The sequence below is a fragment of the Rhodophyticola sp. SM2404 genome, from assembly GCF_053570515.1.
Genome location: NZ_JBSEDL010000002.1, coordinates 277,601 through 301,560, shown reverse-complemented (window position 1 = coordinate 301,560; position 23,960 = coordinate 277,601). Strand labels below are relative to the sequence as shown.

Below are 23,960 nucleotides of genomic sequence, written 5' to 3'. Positions count from 1 at the left end.
TCGAATGGCGAAAGACATACCCTTGATTGAAACGCGGCTTGAGGTTGCGAATATGACCTGCGGCGGCTGTGCCTCGCGGGCCGAGAAGGCCTTGCTAACCGTTCCAGGGGTGGTTGAGGCGCATGTCAATCTTGCGACCAAACAGGCCGATATCTGGACAGAAGGTGCGCTGGATCGGCAAGCCTTGGCCAGTATATCGGAAAAATCGGGCTATCCCGCGACGCCGCTTGATCTTGAGATGCCCAAACAGGATGGGGCGGATGAGGTTGCGCTGCTCAAGCGTAATTTTCTGATCGCCTTGGTGCTGACCTTGCCAGTTTTCATTCTGGAAATGGGGGGGCATGTTTTTCCCGCCTTTCATCATTGGGTGATGGCCAATATCGGCAGTTTCCCCGCGCGGCTTATTCAGTTTGTCTTGACCACCGCTGTTCTGGCAGGCCCCGGCCGCGTGTTTTTTCGCCATGGATTGCCCGCGCTCAAACGCGGCGCGCCCGAGATGAATTCGCTGGTCGTTCTGGGGACAACGGCGGCTTGGGCCTTCTCGAGCGTGGTGACCTTTGCGCCTGCGATCATTCCTGAGAATAGCCGCTTTGTGTATTTCGAAGCGGCTGCTGTGATTGTGACGCTGATCTTGTTGGGGCGCTATCTTGAGGCGCGTGCGCGCGGGCAGGCGGGGGCGGCTATTTCCAAGCTGATGGGCCTGCGCCCCGATACCGCGACGCGGCTTGAAGATGGCGCTGAGCGTGAGGTGAAGGTCTTTCAATTGCGGGTCGGGGACCTTCTCCGCCTTCGCCCCGGTGAACGGGTGGCGGTTGATGGTGAGGTGATTGAGGGCGGGAGCTATATCGATGAGAGCATGATCACAGGTGAGCCCATGCCTGTCGCCAAGGAAGCGGGCGCTGTGGTCACAGGCGGCACCGTCAATGGAACGGGGGCCTTGGTTTACCGTGCAACGGCGGTGGGGGCGGGAACCGTCCTCGCCAAGATTGTGAAGATGGTTGAGAACGCGCAAGCCACGCGGCTTCCGATCCAGAGCTTGATCAACAAGGTTACTGCGATCTTTGTGCCTGTTGTGATGACGATTGCTGTGGCCGCGGCCTTTGGGTGGTGGGCCTTTGGGCCTGATCTGGCCAGTGCCTTAGTGATTGGTGTGTCCGTGCTGATCATCGCCTGCCCCTGTGCGATGGGGTTGGCAACGCCTGTCTCGATCATGGCGGGCACGGGGCGCGCGGCCGAGCTTGGTGTCTTGTTCCGCAAGGGGGATGCCTTGCAAGCCCTACGAGACGTGGATTTGGTGGTTTTTGACAAAACGGGCACGCTGACCGAAGGCCGCCCGCAGGTCACGCGGATTGAGGCCGAGGATGAAACAGCGCTTTTAACATTGGCGGCTAGTATCGAGGCGCAATCCGAGCATCCTTTGGGCCGCGCCATTCTGGTCGAGGCGCAGCAGCGCGACCTCGTGCTAGAACAGGTCGATGCGTTCGAAAGTGTCACGGGCCAAGGAGCCAAAGGCATCATCAAGGGCGCGACTGTAACTGTTGGCTCTGCCGTGATGCTGCGCGCACAGGGTTTTGATATTGAGGATGGTTCGGGGGCCGAGACGCTGATCTATGTGGCCAAGGACGATATGCTTCTTGGGTCTATCGCGCTGGCGGATACCATTAAGCATGACGCAGCACAGGCGGTTGCGATGCTGACCGCCATGGGCAAGCGCGTTGCGATGCTCTCAGGGGATGCGGCGGGGCCTGTTCAGGCGGTGGCGAAGGAATTGGGGATCGCGACCTTCGAGGCGCGGATGCGGCCTGAGGACAAGCTGGCCCGCGTGACTGCATGGCGCGCCGAGGGGCTGCGGGTGGCGTTTGTCGGAGACGGGATCAATGATGCCCCTGTTCTGGCGGCGGCTGATGTTGGTGTGGCGCTTGGCTCAGGCACGGATGTTGCGATGGAGGCGGCAGATGTAGTGCTTGTCTCGGGCGCGCCTTCGGCGGTGGCCAATGCAATTGATATCTCACGCGCGACCATGGCCAATATTGCGCAAAACCTGTTCTGGGCCTTTGGCTATAATGTCGCGCTGATCCCCGTTGCGGCTGGCGCTTTGGCGCTGTTTGGCGGACCACTGCTCAGCCCGATGCTGGCGGCGGGTGCGATGGCGGCAAGCTCGGTCCTTGTGGTGATGAATGCGCTGCGCCTTCGGCATGTGGGGCTGGGGGCATGAATATCTCGGATGCTTCAAACCTGACGGGATTGCCGTCAAAAACCATCCGCTATTACGAGGATATCGGTCTGATCACGCCGTTGCGCTCGGAGAACGGGTATCGCAGTTTCGAGCAGAGCCATATTCACAAGCTCGCCTTTCTGGGACGGGCGCGGCGTTTGGGATTCTCCATTGAGGAATGCAGAGCGCTCTTGGCGCTGTACGAGGACCGCGCGCGGGCCAGTTCAGATGTGAAGGCAATCGCGCTTCACCATCTGAGCGAGATTGATGCCAAAATGCATGAACTCGCCGCGATGCGCGAGACGCTGTCTGATCTTGTCCATCAATGCGCGGGTGATGACAGGCCCGATTGCCCGATCCTTAGGGATTTGGCGGAAGGCTCAGCTTAGGATTAGCGCCTAACGCTTTAGCGGATACGCAGGCCCGTTTCGGCATCGAAAAACAGGGCTTGATCGCCTTTGATGGTGAGGCCCGTCATGCTTCCAGGCCTCGGGGCGTGCTGGTCATGGGCCTCAACGATCAGTTTTGCACCATCAGGGGCGACCAGATAATGATAGCTGACCCCGCCCAATTGCTCCGATAGCTCGACACGGTGTGTCTCGCCTTCCGTCAGGCTCATATGATGCGGGCGCAGACCGATCTTGATCTGCCGATCACCAACCAATGATTTCGGCGCGGGGATCTCAAGGCCCGTGAAGGCGGGCACTGCGATTACGCCATCTTTGGCATTTGCATCGAAGAAATTCATCGCGGGGCTGCCGATAAAGCCTGCAACGAATTGATTATCTGGGTCGTTATACAGCTCCAAGGGGCGGCCTGCCTGTTCGACGCGGCCGCTGCGCAGAACCACAATCTTATCGGCCAAGGTCATCGCTTCGACCTGATCATGGGTGACATAGATCATCGTGGCACCGATCTCTTGATGTAGGCGGGCGATTTCCACCCGCATTTCCACCCGCAATTCGGCGTCGAGATTGGACAACGGCTCGTCGAACAAAAATACCTCGGGGCCGCGCACAATGGCCCGCCCGATCGCCACGCGTTGGCGCTGTCCGCCTGACAGGGCTTTGGGTTTTCTGGAGAGATAAGGCTCCAGCTTGAGGACGCGCGCGGCCTCATCGACCTTGGCTTTGACATCGGCCTTGGGGTGGCCGTTCATCTTCAGGCCAAAGCCCATATTCTCGGCGACGGTCATATGCGGATAAAGCGCATAGGTCTGGAATACCATGGCCACGCCACGCTCAGAGGGGTCAAGATGGGTGACATCGCGCGCGCCGATATTGATCTTGCCCTCGGTGGTTTCCTCAAGCCCTGCCACCATGCGCAACAAGGTGGATTTGCCGCAGCCCGAGGGGCCAACGAAGACACAAAATTCGCCATCCTCGATCTCCAGATCGATGCCATGGATCACCTGCGTGGCCCCGTATTTCTTGATGACATTGTTCAGCGTCACGCCAGACATGGCGGCACTCCTTTAATGAAAATTATCCAGTGGCACTGTCAGGGAATTGCCAGCTTTGGGTTTCCGTTGCGATGGCATCAGCGGTGCTTCGGATTTGTGGGACTTGTTTGTCGAGCGCGTCCAGTGATGTGCGTTCAGTAGAAGACGTCACCGAGAGCGCTCCCAAGACACGGTTTGATCGGGTCAGGATGGGCACGGCCACGCAAATAATTCCAGGCTCGTGCTCTTCTCGGTCATAGGCATAGCCGCGCGCGCGGATGGCTGTCAGCTCGGCGCGCAGGTCAGCTTCAGTCGCGAGGGTATGTGGCGTAAAGCGGTGAAAGCTCTGCTGCGCGATAACGTGCTCCAGCGTGTCCTCGGGCAGATAGGCCATCATGGCTTTGCCGACGCCCGTGCAATAGGCAGGCCCCACCTTGCCCGCCTGACTATACATCGGGATTGGGTCACGCGCGTTGCGTTTATCGACATAAAGGACCTGCGCATTATCAAGCTGCGCCAAATGCACGGTCGCACCAAGTTCGGCCGATAGCGCATCGATATGGGGCCGCGCGATTGGCGCAAGAGACGCGGATTGCCATGCGGAATGGGCAAGACGCACCAGCCGAATTCCGGGGCTATAGGTCTGCCTTTCGGGGTCATACCCCAGCATCCCCTGATTGGTGAGCGTCTGCAAAAAGCGATAGAGCGTGGCTTTTGGAAACGGGCTTTGATCGAGCAATTCGCCAAATCTCACGGGGCGGCCAAAGCCCGCAACATGATCGAGCACAGCCAGAGCCTTACCGACTGTTCCATCGCCTGATTTCTCCAAGCCGCTATTGGCGTTCATTGCGACCCTGCCTCCCTTGTTGCTGCCATTCCCGCATAAAGCGCTGCCAGAATGTGTTGACAAGGGTAACCCGAGTCGCGTTATGTTTTCAATATAAGAAACTAAGTTTCACATACTGGAACCAAAGGGAGGATACTATGGTTTCCATTTTCAAAACTGGTGCGGCTGCACTGGCTGCCGCGACGATGTTGTCTGGCATGGCTTTGGCAGATTCGCATTCGGCGCCTCTATCCGGCACACTCCGGATCACATCGGATATGTCGAACCCCGCACCGCGGGCCATCATGGAAGGTTTGGCGGCTGACTTTGACGCCATGCATCCCGACCTGACTGTTGAATTGACCGTTGTCGACCGCGAAGCTTGGAAGACGCAGATCCGTAACTCGCTCTCTGCGAATGCGCCTGATGTTGTGAACTGGTATGCGGCGAACCGCATGGGCCCCTTTGTTGATGCGGGCCTGTTCATGGATATCACCGATTGGTGGGATGCGGGCGATTTTGAAGGGCTCGATTCGGTTCGTGGCGCGATGACCATGGATGACCGTCAATGGGGCGTACCGTACACCTACTACCAATGGGGTGTGTATTACCGTGAAGATATCTTCAACGAATTAGGCCTCAGCGAGCCTGCAACCTTCGAAGAAGAAATCGCCAATTGCCAAGTGATCGTGGATTCGGGTCGTGCCTGCTACACAATCGGCACCAAATTCCTTTGGACGGCCGGTGGCTGGTTCGACTATCTCAACATGCGCACCAATGGTTTTGACTTCCATATGCAGCTTGCCTTGGGCGAGATTGCATGGACCGATGACCGCGTGCGCGAGACCTTCGCAAACTGGCGTCGCCTGATCGATATGGGTGCCTTCATCGAAGATCACCAGACCTATAGCTGGCAGGAAGCGCTGCCCTTCTTCGTCAATGGGGAAGCGACCGCCTATCTGATGGGCAATTTTGTGGTGCCGCATCTGCGCGAAGCAGGTCTGACGGATGAGCAGATCGACTTCTACCAGTTCCCTGCCATCGTTGACGGAATGGCCATGGGTGAAGACGCGCCGACCGATACATTCCACGTGCCCGCAGGCGCCCAGAATGTCGAGGCAGCCCGTGCCTTCCTGCAATATGTGACCTCGCCTGATGTGCAAACGGCGATCAACGGGCCAGATGGCTTGGGCCAGTTGCCGATCAACGCCAATGCAAGCGTTGCCGATGACGAGTTCACCCTTCAGGGCTTTGAGATGCTGTCGCAAAATGCCACTGGTGGTATCGCGCAGTTCTTCGACCGTGATTTCCCTGCCGAGATGGCATCCATGGGAATGGAAGGTTTGCAGGAATTCATGGTATTCCCCGATAACCTTGAGGATATCCTGACCCGTCTGGAAGCCGCACGTGAGCGGATCTACCAGTAAAGTCATCTAATCTATTGCGCATCCCGCCCTGCGGCGGGGTGCGCGCCTCTTACAGGAAACAGGGCCGATGATCGCCTCTCCCCCTACTGCAACATGGCTCCAGCGCAACCGCATGACGGTAACGCCATTTCTGTTCTTGTTGCCGGGTGTCCTGTTTTTTTCGGTCTATGTGATCATCCCGATTTTCCAGAGCTTCAATATCTCGCTCTATCGCTGGGATGGATTGGGTGAGGCCACCTATATCGGCCTTGAGAATTACCGCGAATTAGCGACCGACCGTCAATTTGAAACCTCGATCTGGAACAATCTGAGATGGCTGGCGCTCTATCTGCTGGCGATCCCTGCGGGCCTGTTTATCGCGTTGTTCCTGAACCAGACGGTCATGGGCATACGCCTTTATAAATCACTCTTCTTTTTTCCCTTTGTGCTCAGCCAAGTTGTCGTGGGCCTTGTGTTTTCATGGTTCTACCTGCCGCGAGAAGGGTTGCTGAACGCGATCTTGGTCTTTTTCGGGTTTGACACGATCAATGTTCTGGGAGACCCCGCGCTGGCCACGTATGGCATCATTGCTGCAGGGCTCTGGCCGCAAACGGCTTATTGCATGATCCTTTATCTTACGGGGTTGAACGCCGTTGATCCCGAACAGATCGAGGCGGGACGGCTGGATGGGGCCAAGGGCTGGAAGATGCTGTGGCATGTGGTTTTGCCACAGCTTAAACCCGCCACCTTCATTGCCTTTGTCGTGACCATCATCGGGGCGTTGCGCAGCTTTGATCTGATCTCGATCATGACCAATGGCGGGCCTTTCGGCTCGACCCGCGTGTTGAGCTTTTACATGTTCGAAAAGGCGCTGTCGGAGTTCGGTTTCCGCATGGGATATGGTTCTGCGATTGCGGTGGTGTTGTTCATGATCATGCTGGTCTTCATCGCCTATTTCTTGTGGCAGATGTGGCGCGATGACCGCGACGCGCGGCATTAGGGGGAAGAGACCAGATGTTCCCGACCCCGATTCAGAAACGCGCCCGTTCCACGCAGCTTGCCTATCAGGCATTCCTGCCCTTGGCCTTGATCATGTGGCTCCTACCGCTGATCGCGGTGATGCTGTTTTCCGTCCGCCCGTTGAGCGATTTCACCCAAGGCAATTACTGGGGCATGCCATCGAGTTTCGAGTTCTTTGCCAATTATGGCCGCGTGTTTTTCGAGTCTGATATGCCGCGCTATTTGCTCAATTCGGTGATGATCACGGTGCCAACGGTTCTCGGCGCGGTGGCGCTGTCTTGCATGACGGGCTTTGCGCTTGGTGTGTATCGCTTTCGGGGCAATCTGCTGATCTTCTTCATGTTCATCGCGGGCAATTTCGTGCCCTTCCAGATCCTGATGGTGCCTGTCCGCGATTTGACGGTTTCAACGGGGCTTTATGACACCAAGACGGGGTTGATCCTTTTCCATATTGCGTTCCAGACGGGGTTTTGCACCCTGTTCATGCGCAATTTCATCCGCGCGCTGCCCTATGAATTGATCGAGGCGGCCCGCGTTGAAGGCGTACGGGAATGGCAGATATTCTGGTTCATCGTCCTGCCCTTGATGCGGCCTGCAATTGCTGCCCTCAGCGTTTTGGTTTTCACCTTCATCTGGAATGATTATTTCTGGGCCATCGTGCTGACCCAAGGCCCCAATGCACAACCCGTGACGGCGGGGATTACATCCTTCAACAGCCAGTTCGTCGCGCAGTATCATTTGATGAGCGCTGGCAGCATTGTTGCCGCCATCCCGCCTGTGGCGATGTTCTTTCTTATGCAAAAACACTTCATCGCGGGGCTGACCCTCGGCGCAGTCAAGTAAAGCCGCCACGGAGGGGCGCAACGCAATGGTTAAACTTGCCTTCATCGGAGCAGGCTCCACGATTTTCATGAAGAATATCGTGGGTGACATGCTTCATTTTCCGGCCTTGGCGGATGCCCATATTGCCTTGATGGATATTGACGCCACCCGTTTGGCCGAAAGCGAAATGGTGGCGCGCAAGATGATCGCAACCATGGGAACGGATGCGCGCGTCGAGGCCACGACCGACCGCGCCCGCGCGCTGGATGGGGCCGATTTCGTAGTCACGGCGTTTCAGACAGGCGGCTACGGCCCTTCAACCGTGATCGATTTTGATATTCCTGCCAAATACGGGCTGAGACAAACCATTGCTGATACGCTTGGCGTGGGCGGCATCATGCGTGGCTTGCGCACTGTGCCGCATCTGTGGGAGGTGGCCGAGGATATGATGCGGCTGTGTCCGGATGCCTTGTTGATGCAATATGTGAACCCGATGGCAATCAACACTTGGGCATTGGCCGAGCGTTTTCCGCGTCTCAAACAGGCGGGTCTATGTCATTCGGTGCAAAACACCGTCGAGGAAATCGCCCATGATCTCGACCTGCCCAAACATGAGATCAAGCATCGCGTCGCGGGCGTGAACCATGTGGCCTTCTTTCTGGAGTTGAGCCATCAGGGCAAATCGCTCTATCCCGCGCTGCAGGAGGGCTACCAAACAGGACGCTTGCCCAAGCCGCCGCTTTTGATGCCGCGTTGTGGCAATAAGGTGCGCTATGAGGTGCTGGAGCATTTCGGCTATTTCTGTACCGAAAGCTCCGAGCATCTGGCCGAATATGTGCCTTGGTTCATCAAGGAAGGCCGTGAGGATTTGATCGAGGATTTCGCGATCCCGCTGGATGAATACCCCAAGCGCTGCGTTGAGCAGGCCGCAGGATGGGCGGCACAGGCCAAGGCCTTGCAAACTGCGGCTGGAATCGAGGTTGCGAAAAGCCATGAATTTGCGGCTGAAATGATGAATGCCGTTGTCACCAACGCCCCTGTGACGGTCTATGCGAACCTTCCAAATCGCGGACAAATCCCGCAATTGCCCTTGGGTGCGGCGGTTGAGACGCCAACGCTGGTTGATCGCAATGGCTGCCAACCAACGGTGGTTTCCGATATCCCGCCTCAACTGGTGGGGATCATGCGCAGCCAGATCAATGTTCAGGAATTGGTGGTGCGGGCCCTGCTGGACGAAGACCCGTCCCATATCTATCACGCTGCCTATATGGACCCGCATACCGCAGCCGAGCTTGATTTGCGCCAAATCCGATCCTTGATTGATGATCTGATTGCCGCGCATGGCGATATGCTGCCGACTTGGTGCCGCAACAGGAGAGCCGCATGAGCACGACCGCCACCTTCCCCGATCTTGCGGGGCAATCTGTATTCATCACGGGTGGAGGCTCGGGCATCGGCGCAGCCCTGACCGAGGGGTTCTTGCACCAAGGGGCGAAAGTGGCCTTTGTCCAGCGCTCGGATGCATCGGATTTTGTTGAGCAGATGGAGGCAAAGACGGGCCAACGCCCACTTTTCCTGCCCTGCGATATCACTGATATTGAGGCCCTGCGCGCGGCCTTTGCCGAGGCTGCAACGGCCCATGGCCCGATCACGGTTTTGGTCAATAACGCGGCCAATGATCAAAGGCATAAGGCCGAAGAGGTCACCGAAGAATTCTGGGACTGGTCGCAAGCGATCAATCTCAAAGCGTATTTCTTTGCCTGTCAGGCGGTGATTGACGGAATGAAGGGCGCGGGCGGTGGCGCGATCATCAATTTCTCGTCGATTTCCTATATGATGGGGCAGGCAGGCTATACCTCATATATGACGGCGAATGGCGGGATCACGGCCATGACACGTGGTCTGGCGCGTGAGTTCGGGCCTGACAATATCCGCGTGAATGCCCTGATGCCCGGATGGGTGCTGACGGATAAACAGCTGGAGATGTGGGCCAATCCCGATGATCTGGATGCGCATATGGCCAAGATGAGCTTGAAGGAACATCTCAAGCCCGAAGACATCATCGCGCCCACTTTGTTCCTCGCCTCAAAGGCCAGCCGTATGATGACGGGTCAGGCCTTGGTGGTCGATGGCGGGGTGGTGACCACAGGATGAGGGATGCGATGAATTATGCGGATTGGATCGCTGTGGATTGGGGCACCTCGCATCTGCGGGCCTGGGCGATGCAAGCCGATGGCAGCGTGAAAGTTGAAGCGCGATCCGATGATGGCATGGCGCGCATGACCTCCGCGCAGGCGTTTCAGCCTGCACTTTTATCGCTGATCGAGCCTTGGCTTGGGGCGCGGCCTATGCCCGTTCTGGCCTGTGGCATGATCGGGTCGCGCCAAGGCTGGTCCGAGGCGCCCTATATCGCGGTGCCTGCCAAGCCCTCTGCGCTGGCGCCCCACCGCGTTGCGGGCACCGATCCGCGCATCCGCCTTTTCATCCAGCCGGGTTTGTCGCAATCCAAACCCTCCGCCGATGTCATGCGTGGCGAGGAAACCCAGATTGCAGGGTTTCTGGCGGATACGCCCGAATTTGACGGGGTGATCTGCCTGCCTGGCACGCATACGAAATGGGTCCATATCAGCGCGGGCGAGGTTGTCAGCTTCCAGACCTATATGACGGGTGAGATGTTTGATTTGCTGTCGCGCCAATCGGTGCTGCGCCATTGCTTGGCGGCCGATGGGCTGGCGGCAGATGCTTTTGATGCGGCCTTGAGCGAGACCCTCTCGCGGCCCGAGAAAATCGCGCAGATGATGTTCTCGATCCGTGCTGAAAGCGTCTTGGCGGGGCTTGAACCTGATGCGGCCCGCGCGCGTCTGTCGGGCTTGCTGATCGGCGCTGAGCTTGCTGCTGCAAAACCCTATTGGCTGGGTCAGAATGTAGCGGTTGTCGGTGCGCCTTTACTGGTTGATCTCTATGCGCGCGCCCTCGAGAGCCAAGGCGTTTTCGTGAGCCGTTCGCCCGCCGATGCCCTGACCTTGAAAGGGCTGACAGCCGTTTATCATTCCATGTCGGAGACCATTGCATGAGCCGACCAATCATTGCGATCCTGCGTGGCATCACCCCTGATGAGGCCGTGCCAGTGGCGCAGGCCCTGATTGAAGCGGGGATCACCAAGATCGAGGTGCCGTTGAACTCACCCGATCCGATCGACAGCATTGGCCGCATGGCCGAAGCCTGCGGGCAGGAAGCGTTGATCGGGGCAGGTACGGTTCTGAGTGCCGCTGATGTCCGCGCGGTGGCAGAGGTGGGGGGCAAGCTGATCGTCTCACCCAATTTCGACCCTGAGGTTGTGGCCGAGACCAAGCGTCTTGGCCTGCAAAGCTGGCCCGGTGTTTTGACACCGACTGAGTGTTTCGCCGCGCTGAATGCGGGGGCGGATGGGCTGAAGGTTTTCCCCAGCCATTTGATGGGGTTTGAAGGTCTCAAGGCGCTGCGCGCTGTGCTGCCGCACGGCACGCAGGTCTATATGGTGGGCGGCGTGGGCCCCGCAAATTTCGCCGATTGGCTACGCGCCACTGCGGATGGGTTCGGGCTGGGAACCTCGCTTTATGCGCCCGGTTTGGGGGTGGGGGAGGTTGCCACGCGTGCGCGCGATACGATCCGTGCCTATGACGGGGCGGCGGCGTGAGCGCTGCGGCCATATTCGATGATCGGGCCTGCACCCTTGGGGAGGGCCCGCTTTGGCATCCCGTGCGGGGGCAATTATTCTGGTTCGACATCACGGGCCGCAAGCTGCTCAGCCGCACGGCGGATGGACCGCTGGACTGGCAGTTTGATCGTCATGTCTCGGCGGCGGGCTGGATTGATGAAGAAACCCTTCTGATCGCGACCCAGACGGATCTGACCCGATTTGATATTGCAACGGGCAGCTCTCGGCAGGTGGTTCCATTGGAATCTGACAACCCCGTCACTCGTTCCAATGATGGCCGCGCTGACCCAAAGGGTGGCTTCTGGATCGGGACCATGGGGATCAATTGTGAAAGCGGGGCGGGCGCTCTCTATCGCTATTATCGCGGCGAAATACGCCAGCTTCGTGCGCAGGTGACGATCCCCAACGCCACCTGTTTCGCACCAGATGGCAAGACCGCCTATTTCGCCGATACAGCTGAAAATCTTATCTGGCGCTATGCGCTGGATGGGGAAGGTTGGCCGATAGGCGAGGCGGAGGTTTTTCTGGATCACCGTCAATCAGGCATCAACCCCGATGGCGCGGTTGTCGATGCTCAGGGCAATCTGTGGTGCGCGGAATGGGGTAGCGCGCGGGTCGCGTGCTACAGCGCTGAAGGTGGCTTGCTCAAAGCCGTGCCGCTGAGCGCCAGCCAGCCAACCTGTCCCGCATTCGGCGGTGATGAGCTTGCTACGCTATTTGTGACCAGCGCGGCGCAAGATTTGGCCGAAGGGGCCGAACCTGATGCGGGCTGCACCTTTGCGGTCCCCTCTCTGATACGGGGTCAGAAAGAATATCGGGTGATCCTATGACCCTGAAACGTGCGCTTGGAACCTGCTACTACCCCGAGCATTGGTCCGAGGATATCTGGCGCGAAGATGCCGCGCGCATGGCTGATCTGGGCCTGACATGGGTGCGGATCGGTGAATTTGCGTGGTCGCGGCTGGAGCCTGCGCGCGGTCAGTTCGATTGGGGCTGGATGGACCGCGCGATTGAAGTGCTGGGGCAGGCTGGCCTCAAGGTTGTGCTGGGTACACCTACCGCCACGCCGCCGCGTTGGGTTGTTGATGCCCATCCTGATATGCTGGCAGTTGATGTCATGGGACATCCACGCGGCTTCGGCTCACGGCGTCATTACTGTTTCAGCCATCAAGGCTATTTCGCCGAGGCGATGCGTATCACCGAAGAGGTGGCCAAACGCTATGGCGCTAACCCGCATGTCGCCGCATGGCAGACCGATAATGAATATGGCTGCCATGATACGGTGATTTCCTATTCTGATGCCGCGCGCCAAGGGTTTCGCGATTGGCTGGCGCAGACATATCAAAGCACACAGGCGCTGAACCGTGCTTGGGGTAATGTCTTTTGGTCGATGGAGTATGACAGCTTTGACCAGATCGAATTGCCAAACCTGACAGTGACCGAGCCGAACCCTGCCCACGCGCTGGATTTCAAACGCTACTCATCAGATCAGGTCGCGCGGTTCAATAAAGGGCAGGTTGATATCATCCGCCGCTACTCCGATGCGCCTGTCAGCCATAACTATATGGGCAGGATCACCGAGTTTGACCATTTCGAGCTTGGCCGCCAGATGGAGATCGCCACTTGGGACAGCTACCCTTTGGGCTTCCTCGAAGACCGCTTGGAAGAAACGCCCGAACATAAGCGCGCCTATGCTCGTCAGGGCGACCCTGATTTTCAGGCTCTGCATCATGATCTCTACCGTGCGGTGGGGCAGGGCCGTTGGTGGGTGATGGAACAACAACCTGGCCCCGTAAACTGGGCCCCGCATAACCCTGCGCCCCTTCCCGGAATGGTGCGTTTCTGGACTTGGGAGGCTTTTGCCCATGGGGCCGAGGTGGTCAGCTATTTCCGCTGGCGGCAGGCCCCTTTCGCGCAAGAGCAATATCATGCTGGCATGCTGCGCCCTGATAGCGTTGAGGCCCCCGCCTTCCATGAAGCGGCCGAGGTCATGGCAGAACTGGCCCAAGCCCCCGATGTTGAGGCGTCTCAAGCCCCCGTCGCGCTTGTCTTTGATTATGCCTCGGCTTGGGGCTGGGAGGTGCAGCCGCAGGGCCGTGGGCTGGATTATTTCCGTCTGGTGTTCGAGACTTATCGCGCGGCGCGCAAATTGGGCCTGTCGCTGGATATCCTGCCGCCTGATACGCAGGACCTGTCAGGCTATAAGCTGGTCCTTATTCCCGGTGCAATCACGCTGAGCGCGGATTTACTGCGCGCGTTGGAACAAGCGGAAGGCACCTTGATCATCGGCCCGCGCGCCAATGCCAAGACCGAGCATCTTTCGATCCCTGATCCTTTGCCGCCGAACCTTCCGGGGTTGGAGGCTTTGGTGGCGCGGGTTGAAACCATGCGGCCCGATATGCCCGTTGCAGTTGAGGGCGGGGGTGCTGTGAAGCTCTGGCTGGAGGAGCTTGAGAGCCGCGCAGAGGTCATCGAGAAAACACCAACAGGCGCGCCCGTTTTGCTGCGCACGGGCAAGCTGCACTACCTCGCGGGTTGGCCCGATGAGGTGCTGTTCCAGCGCATCTTGTCGCGCGCATGCGAGGCAGAGGGGATCACGTCCGAGCTCTTGCCCGAGGGTATCCGCATTCGCCAATCTGGCTCGACACGCTTTATCTTCAACCATCGGGCCGAGCCTGTGACCTATGGCGGGCAGGTAATCCCGCCCGCAGGTGTCATCAGAGTGCAAGGGTGATGCATTTTTCCTGTTGACGCGCGAAGACGCCTGTCTTAGTTCCGCGACTGGCTTTGGCGGAGTAGCTCAGTTGGTTAGAGCAGCGGAATCATAATCCGCGTGTCGGGGGTTCAAGTCCCTCCTCCGCTACCATCCCACCCCAGAAAAGAACGTGGCCTTGCCACAAGCGGCGGCTGGCTTCCTGCCTTTAGCCTTGGCATGATTTTTGCACATCTTCGGCAAATCGAGATCGTGACCGACGGAGAAGGCCCATAACACCGCTCTCCTGTCTGCTTGCGGGCGTTATAGGAGTTTTGTTGTGTTTGAAGTCGTTACAATCAGCTTTGCGTTCTTTTTCGGGCTTGCCGTCCGACAGGTTGGATTGCCACCGCTTGTGGGCTTTCTGGCCGCAGGTTTCGCGATCAATATCTTTGGTCCCTCTTTTGGTTTGCCCTCCTATGCAGGCAAGACCCTTGAGCATGTCGCCCATCTGGGTGTGCTTATGCTGCTGTTTGCCGTTGGCCTGAAACTCAAACTCAAGCAGATCGCGCAGCCACAGGTTCTGGGCGGTGCGGTTTTGCATTTCGCGATTTCTGTTGCGGTCTTTGTGGCTGGCCTCAAGCTGATCATGGGGCTTGATTGGAATACCGCATTGCTCTTGGGGATCGCCTTGTCCTTCTCCTCGACGGTGCTGGCGGCCAAGCTGCTGGAAAACAAGCGTGAGCTGAGTGCGTTTCACGGCCGCACGGCGATTGGTATCCTGATTGTGCAAGATATCATTGCCTTGATCGTGCTGGCGGTCTGGTCTGGTCAGACACCAAATATCTGGGCGCTTCTCTTGTTTGGCCTGCCGCTTCTGCGCCCTGCTTTGCACTGGCTTCTGGATTTCGCAGGCCATGACGAATTGATGGTTTTGATGGGCATGCTGCTCTCGCTGGTGATCGGCGGCATGGGCTTTGAGGCGATGGGTCTGTCCTCGGAAATCGGTGCTTTGGTTATGGGTGTGCTTTTGTCGACCCATACCCGCGCCAAAGAGTTGAGCGACTCGCTCTGGTCGCTCAAGGAAGTCTTCCTTGTGGGTTTCTTCCTGCAGATCGGTCTGATGGGTCTGCCCGATTGGAATGCGATGATCTTTGCCATCGGTGTGGGCATCGCGCTTGCGCTGAAGGGCATTTTGTTCTTCGGGCTTTTGGTGTTGTTCAAGCTGCGCGCGCGCAGTGCCTTCCTGACAGCCCTTAGCCTGACGGCCTATTCCGAATTCGGCCTGATTGTTGCCGCGGGCGTTCTGCCTGAATATGTCGTGCCTTTGGCGATTGCCGTGTCGATCTCCTTCGTGATCTCGGCCCCGCTCAACCGTTTTGCGCATCCTCTCTATGAACGCTACGAGGCCAAGCTGCGCCGTCTTGAGCTGGACACCATCCACCCCGATGAACAGCCCCGCGATATGGGCGATGCGGATGTGATGATTTTCGGCATGGGTCGGACAGGCAGCGCCTCCTACGACTTCATGCAGGAGCAAGGGCTGAAGCCGCTTGGCCTTGATGCCGATAACTACAAGGCCGAGGCGCATCAAAAAGCAGGGCGCAATGTGTTCTTCGCAGATGCCGAGGATGCCAACTTCCTGCGCAGCTGTAATTTGGGCCAGATCAAAGCCGCGATCCTTGCGATGGACGATCTTGAGGCCAAGCTGATTGCCGCACGTTCGCTGCGTCAAAGGGGTTTCACTGGCCCGATTGTTGCGCATGCTCTGCATGAAGATCACTTGCAGCAAATCCGCGATGCTGGGGCTGATTACACCTATCTGACCATGACGCAGGCAGGGATCAGCCTTGCCGAACTCACCGCTGAGGCTGTCGCCAAAGCCTGATCGGCAGTGTATTGAAAACAAGCGCTAGAGGGTCTTTCTGAGCCTCTAGCGCTTTTTTTGTTTGGCTTATCCAATTCCTTCGAGAAAGAGCACCGTTACGGTGTCCAGCTCGCCCCCCTGATCAACTGGCGATAAATGGCGGCTATTTGATGCAAGCTGGTGATGCTGCGCCCAAGGGCCGTCACAACCGCTTGCACATGGCTGTGGCAAGTGCATGACTGCAGCCAAACCAGACCAGAGAGAGTCGTATGCCAGCGCCGATCAAAATTGCCATCAACGGGTTCGGACGGATCGGGCGTTCCATCCTTCGGGCTTGGTCGCAATCTGCGCGGGGTGCTGCGGCTTGGCCCGAGATCGACGTGGTCGCAATCAACGATATTGCACCGCTGGAGACCTGCGCCCATCTGTTCGAGTATGACAGTGTTTTTGGCCCCTATTCCGGCTCGGTCGAGACGGAGCGGCGGGAGCTGATCATTGATGGCCGCCGCATCCCCTTCACGCAAGAGCGTGACCTGACCAAGCTGGCACTGGATGGTGTCGATATCTTGATGGAATGCACAGGCCGCGCGGTGGACCGTTCGGTTGCCGAACAGGGATTGCAGGCGGGTGCGAAACGGGTCCTGATCTCGGGGCCATCGCCGCAGGCGGATTTGACGCTTGTCTTGGGGGCCAATGAGGCCGAGTTGTCGCCCGCCCATCAGATCATTTCAAATGCGTCCTGCACAACCAATGCGGCCGCCCCTTTGGTGCGCGTGCTTGATGAGGCCTTCGGGCTTGAGACGGCGCTGATGACAACCGTGCATTGCTATACGGGCAGCCAGCCCACGGTGGATATGCCGATGGGGGATTTGGTGCGCTCGCGGGCGGCGGCCTTGTCGATGGTGCCCACAACCACCAGCGCCGAGAAACTGGTTGATTTGGTTCTGCCACATCTTGCGGGGCGGATCACGGGCTCGGCCATTCGGGTGCCGACGGCCAGCGTCTCTTGTATTGATCTGGCCGTAATCACCCGTGAGGCCCCTTCGGCCGAGCATGCTTGCGCGCTGTTGCGCGAGGCGGCGGGCCCGATCCTTGGTTTTACCGAGAAACCGCTGGTTTCCTCGGACCTGCGCGCGCGGCCTGAATCGCTGATCGTGGCAGGGCCCGAGATCAAGCGCTCCAAGGGCGGGATGCTGCGGGTCTTTGGCTGGTATGACAATGAATGGGGCTTTTCGTGTCGGATGCTGGATGTTGCCCGCATCATGGGCGCGCTGTAGTCCTTCGAAACATAATTGGGAGAGTGATCATGAGTGATTGGAAAGCCTGGATGCGCGAAGCCGTCTTTATTGATGGCGCTTGGGTGCAAGCCGATAGCGGCAAGACGATTGAGGTTACCAATCCCGCCACCCACGAGGTGATCGGCCATATCCCCAATGTGGGTGAGGCCGAGACGATGCGCGCAATCGATGCAGCCCATGCCGCATTTCCCGAATTTGCCGCCATGGATTTGATGAGCCGCGTTGGCCTGTTGTGGAAGCTTCATGATGCTTTGATGGATAACCAGCAATCGCTGGCCGAGCTGTTGACCATCGAGATGGGCAAGCCACTGGCCGAGGCGAAAGGCGAGATCGCCATTGGTGCGCAATATGTGCGCTGGTTTGCCGAAGAGGTGCGCCGCGCCAAGGGTGAGGTCGTGCCCGCAGGGGCCAATGGACGTCGCATTCTTGTGACGAAGCACCCTGTCGGTGTGGTGGGGATGATCTCGCCATGGAATTTCCCGTCCTCGATGCTGGCGCGCAAGATCGCGCCCGCGCTTTCGGTTGGTTGTACCGTTGTTGCCAAACCCGCCGCCGAGACGCCCTATTCCGGTCTGGCATGGGCCGCTTTGGCCGAAGAGGTGGGCTATCCCAAAGGGGTGATCAATATTGTGACGGGCGATGCCCCGCCGATTGGTGGCGCGATGATGGCGCGCGAGGAAGTCCGCAAAATCACCTTCACGGGCTCGACCCCTGTGGGCAAGCTGTTGCTTAGCCAAGCCTCTGATACCGTTAAGAAAGTCTCGATGGAATTGGGCGGCAATGCGCCGTTTATTGTGTTTGACGATGCCGATCTGGATGCAGCGGTTGAAGGGGCCATGATCTCGAAATACCGAAATTCGGGGCAGACCTGTGTCTGCGCCAACCGTGTCTATGTCCAAGCGGGCATCCATGATGCATTTGTAGAAAAACTGGTTGAGAAGACCCGCGCCCTGAAGGTTGGCGATGGGATGGAAGAGGGGGTCACGCAAGGCCCGCTGATCACCGATAAGGCTGTCCAGAAGGTCGAAGAAATGCTCGACGATGCCAAGTCCAAGGGGGCGGAGGTGGCCACGGGCGGATCACGGCATCAATTGGGAGGCACCTTCTTCATGCCGACCATTGTCACGGGCGCGACCCAAGACATGGTTTTTGCCAAGGAAGAGATTTTCGGACCGCTTGCGCCTGTGTTCAAATTCGACACTGAAGAAGAGGCGGTTGCGATGGCCAATGATACGGTGTTCGGCCTTGCGGCCTATGCCTATACTAATGATCTGGGTCGTGCCTTCCGCCTGAATGATGCGCTGCAATACGGGATGATCGGGATCAATTCGGGCCTGATCACAACGGTTGAGGCCCCGTTCGGGGGCGTCAAGCAATCGGGGATGGGCAAAGAAGGCGGGAGCCAAGGGCTCGAGGATTATCTCGATACGAAATATGCCTGTATCGATGGCATTTGAGGGATGCGGCTGGGGGCTCTGCCCCCAGACCCCCGAAGTATTTTGAAAGCAAAGATGGTGTGAGGCGCGTCAGCTGGCTGAGAGGCGCAGCTCTTCCGAGATGATGCACAAATTTTGCTGGGCTATGGCTTGGCCTTGGGCGTCGTAAGCGGTGCGCGTCAGGCAAAGAAGCGCGGTGTAGCGGTCGCAGGCGAGTGCCACGGACTGGCCCATTGTGGTTACAGCCGCGCTTGCCGTGGCCGTGATCTGCTCAAAGCCGATATCATGCTCGGTGAGCAGCGCCTCGAAATCGGGTGAGGCGGTTTCTTTCAGTTTCGGGCAGAGCGCAGCTGAGACGAGCGTTTCCTCTAAGGCAAACCGTGCCGAGCCCCGTTTGAGGATACGCTCTAATTTGGCCACGCGCATTGCGGGGGAGGGGCCAAGACTTGCTTGGGCCGTTGAGAATGTGGCGCGCATGACGGTCAATTGCAGCGGGGCACCTGCCAGATCGGTCAGCAGCAGGCCTGCCGTCTTGTCAGGGGCGGGTGTGGCTTTGGCGACTATGGTTCCGCGACCGGGTTTGCGGGTCAGCAGCCCCATGCCTTCCAGCGTGATCAACGCCCGCCGCATGGTGCCTTGGCTGACACCGAATTCATCGGCGAGAGAGAATTCATTGGGAAGGCGGCGGCTGATTTCCCAGTCTCCGCTGCGGATGCGGCGCAACATTTCTTCTTCTGTTTTGCGGTAGAGCGGTTCTCGTGCCATTCCCATCATCCCCCAACTTGACGCCATGATGCTGGGGCAAGTTCGGGCAGGCGTCAATTCAGGTGTTCCAGAAGCCGCGCATGGCGGTCAAATGCTTTGATCAATGCCCCTAATCTGGGCAATTCTGCTGCTTCAAGCATCGGGATCATCTTGCGGAAGGCCTCGGCTGTGCCAATGGTATCGCCAAGGGCGGTGTGGCGATCCTGTTCTGGAATGACGATCCCGAGGCGGTCGCACAGGGCATCCAGCGTATGATCTGCCGATTGCCCAAACAGGATGGCCGAGCAGAGCACCGTATCAAGAATGGGTTGATCAAATCGGGCTTTGATCTCGGTTTCGCGCCTGCGCAGAAAGCTCATGTCAAAAGGCGCATTATGGGCCACGAGAACCGCACCATCGGCGAAACGGTGGAAACGAGCAAGCGCGTCGGAAACGGGGGGGGCGTCTTGGACCATGTCATTGGTGATATGGTGCACCCGAGTTGAGGCCGGGGGGATGGACCGCCCCGGATTGACGAGCATATCGAAGCGTTCGCTATCCACAATCCGGCCATTGACGATGCGAATGGCGGCGATTTGGCAAATCTCATCCACTTGCGGATTGAGGCCTGTCGTTTCGGTATCAAAGACCACGAAGGGTAGCTGGCGCAGCGGGGTTGCCGATAGGGCTTCGGGGATTTCGGCTTGGAGCAGGTCGAAATCATATTGCACAAGGGGCGGGGCGGCGATGGGTGTGACTTGCGCAAGCGCAAGGGCGATGCTGATGCGCGCGTGATCTGGTTTGATGTCTTGGGGGGTTGCGGATGTGGCATGGGTGATCAACACATCGCGCCCCGAAAACCCTGACATTCCCGGTGAGAGGGGTTGATCCAGCCATGTCTGCAGGCTGGCTTGGTCAGGGCAGCTGCCCTTGGCCGTGAGGGTGAGGGTCAGATTTTGCGCGTCTGAGGAGGCCATGCCGAGCGCGAATTCTGCTGCGCCTTTTCCCGACCAGCCGAGAACCAAGCGTTCTAAAAGGCGTGTCATGGCAAAGCCATCGCAGCGGATGCGGGTGCTTGGCAGATCGGCCCGCAGCGACAGTCCCTTGCGTTCTAATCGCGCGGCGAGGGCAATGCCCAGATCATTGGCGGCCAAAGCTTCAAGAGGCCACCATTGCGTGTCCGTGGGTGTTTTGCGGGCTGTTATGCGCGCGGCCAGTTCGGTCAGGCGCTGTGAAGTTGCGTCGTCTTGCGGCAAACCAGCCGCCATATCGCTGACGCCGTCTAGGAGTTCATTAAGAAGATGGGCGCGTTCGGCCTGAACGGACAGGCCCGTGCTGACATCGCGCAAATTCAGCACATAGCCGGGCTGCGCGGTTTCCTGACCGTCGAGCCACATCAGCCGTATTCTTGCCTCGAGCAAGCGCGCGCCTTTGATTGTGGCCACCAGAATATCGGCCCCGTGGCGGTCATTGGAGGCAAGCAATCGGCGATAGGCCATCTCGATCGGTTCGGGATGGAGGAGGCCTGACACATGGCGGTTCAAACCAAAGGTCACCCGATTGCCCAGAATGTCGCGCGCCTGCCCGTTATAAAGGGCGATTTTATGGTCAGCCGTGCAAAACAGAACGCCATCGGGCATCTCGGCCAGAAGGGCTTCCAATCGTGATTTTTCGAGGCTGAGGCGTGCGGTTTCACGCCCCACGGCAAGCGCCATCGCGTTCTTGGTTTCGGTGAGATAGGTGGCCACGGCCGAGGCAGCGGGCCCCAAATCCCCCAGATAACGGGCCGCACCTTGATCGATTGCGCCTTCAACATCGGCATGTGCGCGGGCGCGTAAATCGGCGGCCAAACGCTCTACGGGGCGGGCGATATGGTCATCAAAAAGGGTCCAAATCCACGCGGATAGACCAATGACGGCAAGCACACCCACAAGCCCTGCGATGACAAAGGAGGAGAGCGCATGCTGCTCGCCAAGGCGCATATAGCCATAGACCAAGCCCACGATCAGAAGGACCGAGCCGCCGATGGCGATCAGCGCGAAGAATAGAAATATCCGCAGGCGAAGACTAAGGTGAGTGAACATAAGCAGCGGGCCTCCTCCTTCCCGCATGCATCAATTGGTCTTTGCGCTATTGCCCCTCGCAAACAGGTGCCAAAAACCCATCATCGCTATCGACATCACGCCAGTCGGCATTGGTGGGTTGGCCTGCCTCGTCAAATACGGTCTCTGGCAGGATTTCCGCGCGGCGCAGCCCTGCGCAATCCACCAAGACAGGCTTCACAAGGCCGGGCTGCCAGCGTTCGCGGAATTGGGTTTGAACAACAAGGATGCCTGAATTTTCAGCCGTCTCTCGGGTCTCGGAGGGGCTGAAGGCGATAAAGCCTTTTGTCCATGGGCGCACGAAAGTCCATGGTTGCCACCATGTCTGCTGGAGGCGTTCGCTGACGACAATTGTATCCTCAGGCATCGCATCCAGAGTGGCGCCTGCCCAACTATATTCCATCGACACGGTTGCAAAAAGCATCGAGCCGCCAACGGCCACGGGTGTAATCCAGCCTGGCAAGTTCAGGCGCGTTAGCTTGCGCAAGGCAAGTGCGATACCCGCACCTCCAAGACCAGCAATAAAAACGGCGATCAGCGTCAGGAACATTTGCATTGAATGGGTGTCTTTCTGGTTAGGACATATAACCACCGCGCGATGCGGCGGCAGATTGCATGGTTTTGATGATGACGAAAGCATCCCGCAGATGGCTGCGTTCAAATTCGGAGAGGTCCGTCGGGTTCATGAAATTATCGGGCTTTTCGCCCCGCCGAATTTGCGCGGCTTGGTGGATGAGGCGGGTTTCCGCGATGACGTCATAGGCATCAATCAAATCGCGCCCGCCCGAATGGGAAACGGCCCCCGTTTCAATTGCTGCGGTCAACCGCGCGAAGGTGTTCACTTGGGTTGTTTGACCCTGCAAAGCGTAAATCCGCCCCAGATCAACCACAGGCACGACGCCGTTGTGTTTGAGGTCGATGGCATTTTTATGCTCGCCCGAACGCTCGGTCGCAAAGCCGCGGAACAACCCCAATGGCGGGGTGTGTTTGAGCGAATTTGACACCATATGCGCCACAAAAATCGAGTTCTTCGAGGCATTCTCAAGAATGTCTTTCTGAAGCCCGCTGAACAGCTCAGCCTCGCCGCCTATGGCCCTAAGGTCGAACATCACGGAGGCCAGCATTTGCGCCATGGGGTCAGGTTTCTGAATCCAGCCCTGAAAATACTCGCGCCAGATCCGCAAGGGCTGCCGCCAGCGATCCGTGGTGGCCATCATCTCGCCCGGACAATAGAAATAGCCTGCCTCGTCCAAGCCGTCACAGACAAAGGTGGCGAGCGCTTTGAAATAGGCATCATCCTCAGGGGTCATGGCATCATCGATGATCATGCAATTGTCCTGATCCGAGACGCCCGTTTGTTCCTGCCGCCCTTGGCTGCCACAGGCCAGCCATAGATAGGGAACAGGGGGTGGGCCCAATTTGTCCTCGGCCAGTTTCAAAAGGCGCCGTGTTGTGGCATCGCCCACATCCGTGATCAGGCGGGTCACCACCTGATGGGCATGATGCGCCCCGACCAATTGGACCAGAAGCCGCGGGATGCGGTGGACGATGGTTGCAAGCTCGGCAGGAGTTGTGGCTTGGGTGATGTCTTGAATGATGGTGGCTGATGACAGGGCTTGGAAGCGGGTCAGATCGGTCTGGCTCAGGATGCCGACCAAGCGGTCACCGTCGAGCACAGGCATATAGGGAATGCTGCGTTCCATCATTTCGTGTAGCGCGTCCGAGACCAAGGCCGATGGCGGCAAAGTCACAGGCGCGCTCGTCATGACTTGCGAAACTGGCCTGTCGTAGCCCAAGCCTTCGGCCAAAGCGTTTTTGGCCAAATCACGGGTTGTCAGAATGCCAGTGAGTTTTTCATTTTCGGTGACCACAACGCTGGCGATATTGCGGTCGCGCATCAGGCGGGCCGCCTCGATCAAGGGGGTATCTGGCGCGCAGGTGACCGGATTGCTGGTCATCAGATCACCAAGTTCCATGGTGGTCAGATCATCTGCCCGTGCCTGCACCGTGCGGGGGCGTTCAAAGAACCGCTGAAAGACGGAGTTTTCTTGCCGCAGCGCGTGGAATGTCTTGCCGGGGATCGCGATCATGCGGGTCCGCTCGGAGGCCGTGGCAGTGAAAGGGGCAATCCCTTCGCGCAACAAGCCGCGCTGCCCGAAGGAGCTTTGTGGCCCTAGGATCGAGATTATCTCACCTTCGGCGGTCGTGATATCGATGTGGCCAGCTTCAATCACATAGAGCGCGTCGACAGGTTCGTTATAGGCGTAAACAACCTCACCCGCCTGTTTCTCGATAAAGGCGGCCCCGTCTGTCAGGCGCGCAAACTGCTCAGCCGTCAGGCTGTCATAGGGACGTATCTGAGACAGAAAGCTGGTGAGATCGCTCGGCATGGGT

General features: G+C 58.3%; 20 protein-coding genes, 1 tRNA gene and 1 pseudogene. 15 read left to right on the top strand and 7 right to left on the bottom strand.

From position 1 onward, the window contains the following. Positions 1 to 4: 4 nt before the first annotated feature. A complete protein-coding gene (locus ACTYEO_RS04405; protein ID WP_449322499.1) occupies positions 5 to 2,215 on the top strand; it encodes a heavy metal translocating P-type ATPase in 2,211 nt (736 codons plus the stop codon). After that, a complete protein-coding gene (gene cueR, locus ACTYEO_RS04400) occupies positions 2,212 to 2,604 on the top strand; it encodes a Cu(I)-responsive transcriptional regulator (RefSeq protein WP_449322498.1) in 393 nt (130 codons plus the stop codon). Before ACTYEO_RS04405 ends, cueR begins: the two co-directional genes overlap by 4 nt. A 17-nt stretch (positions 2,605 to 2,621) precedes the next feature. Here the strand turns inward: cueR and ACTYEO_RS04395 are convergent, their stop codons facing one another. From ACTYEO_RS04395 to ACTYEO_RS04385, 3 genes and pseudogenes are all read right to left on the bottom strand, one after another. After that, complete coding sequence (locus ACTYEO_RS04395; RefSeq protein ID WP_449322497.1) at positions 2,622 to 3,677, bottom strand: ABC transporter ATP-binding protein; 1,056 nt, start codon at positions 3,675 to 3,677, stop codon at positions 2,622 to 2,624. Positions 3,678 to 3,699: 22 nt separating this feature from the next. Further along, positions 3,700 to 4,503: an IclR family transcriptional regulator gene (locus tag ACTYEO_RS04390; RefSeq protein ID WP_449322496.1), complete on the bottom strand. Its 804-nt coding sequence runs from the start codon at positions 4,501 to 4,503 to the stop codon at positions 3,700 to 3,702. Beyond that, positions 4,500 to 4,559, bottom strand: a pseudogene (locus tag ACTYEO_RS04385) (hypothetical protein); the annotation flags it as partial. The pseudogene ACTYEO_RS04385 and the gene ACTYEO_RS04390, both read right to left, overlap by 4 nt. A gap of 81 nt (positions 4,560 to 4,640) precedes the next feature. Here ACTYEO_RS04385 and ACTYEO_RS04380 point away from each other — a divergent pair. The 13 genes from ACTYEO_RS04380 (at position 4,641) to ACTYEO_RS04320 (ending at position 18,741) form a co-directional block, all read left to right on the top strand. Continuing rightward, a complete protein-coding gene (locus ACTYEO_RS04380; protein WP_449322495.1) occupies positions 4,641 to 5,909 on the top strand; it encodes an ABC transporter substrate-binding protein in 1,269 nt (422 codons plus the stop codon). A 67-nt stretch (positions 5,910 to 5,976) separates the two neighbouring features. Continuing rightward, positions 5,977 to 6,888 (top strand): carbohydrate ABC transporter permease, encoded by a 912-nt coding sequence (locus ACTYEO_RS04375; RefSeq protein WP_449322494.1) that lies wholly within the window; start codon positions 5,977 to 5,979, stop codon positions 6,886 to 6,888. 14 nt (positions 6,889 to 6,902) lie between these two features. Then, positions 6,903 to 7,751, top strand: a complete 849-nt coding sequence (locus tag ACTYEO_RS04370) for a carbohydrate ABC transporter permease (RefSeq protein WP_449322493.1) — start codon at positions 6,903 to 6,905, stop codon at positions 7,749 to 7,751. A 25-nt stretch (positions 7,752 to 7,776) separates the two neighbouring features. Beyond that, on the top strand, positions 7,777 to 9,117 hold the full coding sequence (gene melA, locus ACTYEO_RS04365) for an alpha-galactosidase (RefSeq protein ID WP_449322492.1): 1,341 nt from the start codon (positions 7,777 to 7,779) through the stop codon (positions 9,115 to 9,117). Then, on the top strand, positions 9,114 to 9,884 hold the full coding sequence (locus tag ACTYEO_RS04360; protein WP_449322491.1) for an SDR family NAD(P)-dependent oxidoreductase: 771 nt from the start codon (positions 9,114 to 9,116) through the stop codon (positions 9,882 to 9,884). Before melA ends, ACTYEO_RS04360 begins: the two co-directional genes overlap by 4 nt. Before the next feature lie 8 nt (positions 9,885 to 9,892). Continuing rightward, complete coding sequence (locus ACTYEO_RS04355; protein WP_449322490.1) at positions 9,893 to 10,804, top strand: 2-dehydro-3-deoxygalactonokinase; 912 nt, start codon at positions 9,893 to 9,895, stop codon at positions 10,802 to 10,804. Continuing rightward, positions 10,801 to 11,406: a 2-dehydro-3-deoxy-6-phosphogalactonate aldolase gene (locus ACTYEO_RS04350; RefSeq protein WP_449322489.1), complete on the top strand. Its 606-nt coding sequence runs from the start codon at positions 10,801 to 10,803 to the stop codon at positions 11,404 to 11,406. Before ACTYEO_RS04355 ends, ACTYEO_RS04350 begins: the two co-directional genes overlap by 4 nt. Further along, positions 11,403 to 12,257: an SMP-30/gluconolactonase/LRE family protein gene (locus ACTYEO_RS04345; RefSeq protein ID WP_449322488.1), complete on the top strand. Its 855-nt coding sequence runs from the start codon at positions 11,403 to 11,405 to the stop codon at positions 12,255 to 12,257. Before ACTYEO_RS04350 ends, ACTYEO_RS04345 begins: the two co-directional genes overlap by 4 nt. Further along, positions 12,254 to 14,161, top strand: coding sequence for a beta-galactosidase (locus tag ACTYEO_RS04340; RefSeq protein ID WP_449322487.1), 1,908 nt, complete (start codon positions 12,254 to 12,256; stop codon positions 14,159 to 14,161). Before ACTYEO_RS04345 ends, ACTYEO_RS04340 begins: the two co-directional genes overlap by 4 nt. A gap of 55 nt (positions 14,162 to 14,216) precedes the next feature. Further along, positions 14,217 to 14,293 (top strand) — tRNA-Met (locus ACTYEO_RS04335). Positions 14,294 to 14,459: 166 nt separating this feature from the next. Next, on the top strand, positions 14,460 to 16,007 hold the full coding sequence (locus tag ACTYEO_RS04330; RefSeq protein WP_449322486.1) for a cation:proton antiporter domain-containing protein: 1,548 nt from the start codon (positions 14,460 to 14,462) through the stop codon (positions 16,005 to 16,007). A 248-nt stretch (positions 16,008 to 16,255) separates the two neighbouring features. Then, complete coding sequence (locus ACTYEO_RS04325) at positions 16,256 to 17,263, top strand: type I glyceraldehyde-3-phosphate dehydrogenase (RefSeq protein WP_449322485.1); 1,008 nt, start codon at positions 16,256 to 16,258, stop codon at positions 17,261 to 17,263. 29 nt (positions 17,264 to 17,292) lie between these two features. Further along, on the top strand, positions 17,293 to 18,741 hold the full coding sequence (locus tag ACTYEO_RS04320; RefSeq protein WP_449322484.1) for an NAD-dependent succinate-semialdehyde dehydrogenase: 1,449 nt from the start codon (positions 17,293 to 17,295) through the stop codon (positions 18,739 to 18,741). Between the two features lie 69 nt (positions 18,742 to 18,810). Here the strand turns inward: ACTYEO_RS04320 and ACTYEO_RS04315 are convergent, their stop codons facing one another. From ACTYEO_RS04315 to ACTYEO_RS04300, 4 genes are read right to left on the bottom strand one after another with little or no spacing between them, the layout of a single operon-like run. After that, positions 18,811 to 19,485, bottom strand: a complete 675-nt coding sequence (locus ACTYEO_RS04315; protein ID WP_449322483.1) for a GntR family transcriptional regulator — start codon at positions 19,483 to 19,485, stop codon at positions 18,811 to 18,813. Positions 19,486 to 19,538: 53 nt separating this feature from the next. Then, the gene (locus ACTYEO_RS04310; protein WP_449322482.1) at positions 19,539 to 21,548 is read right to left on the bottom strand and encodes an exonuclease domain-containing protein; all 2,010 of its coding nucleotides are present in this window, start codon (positions 21,546 to 21,548) and stop codon (positions 19,539 to 19,541) included. A gap of 46 nt (positions 21,549 to 21,594) precedes the next feature. Beyond that, a complete protein-coding gene (locus ACTYEO_RS04305; protein WP_449322481.1) occupies positions 21,595 to 22,122 on the bottom strand; it encodes a hypothetical protein in 528 nt (175 codons plus the stop codon). Between the two features lie 19 nt (positions 22,123 to 22,141). Beyond that, positions 22,142 to 23,956 carry a DUF294 nucleotidyltransferase-like domain-containing protein gene (locus ACTYEO_RS04300; protein ID WP_449322480.1) on the bottom strand — a complete coding sequence of 605 codons (1,815 nt, stop codon included), beginning with the start codon at positions 23,954 to 23,956 and terminating at the stop codon, positions 22,142 to 22,144. Between the last annotated feature and the right edge of the window lie 4 nt (positions 23,957 to 23,960).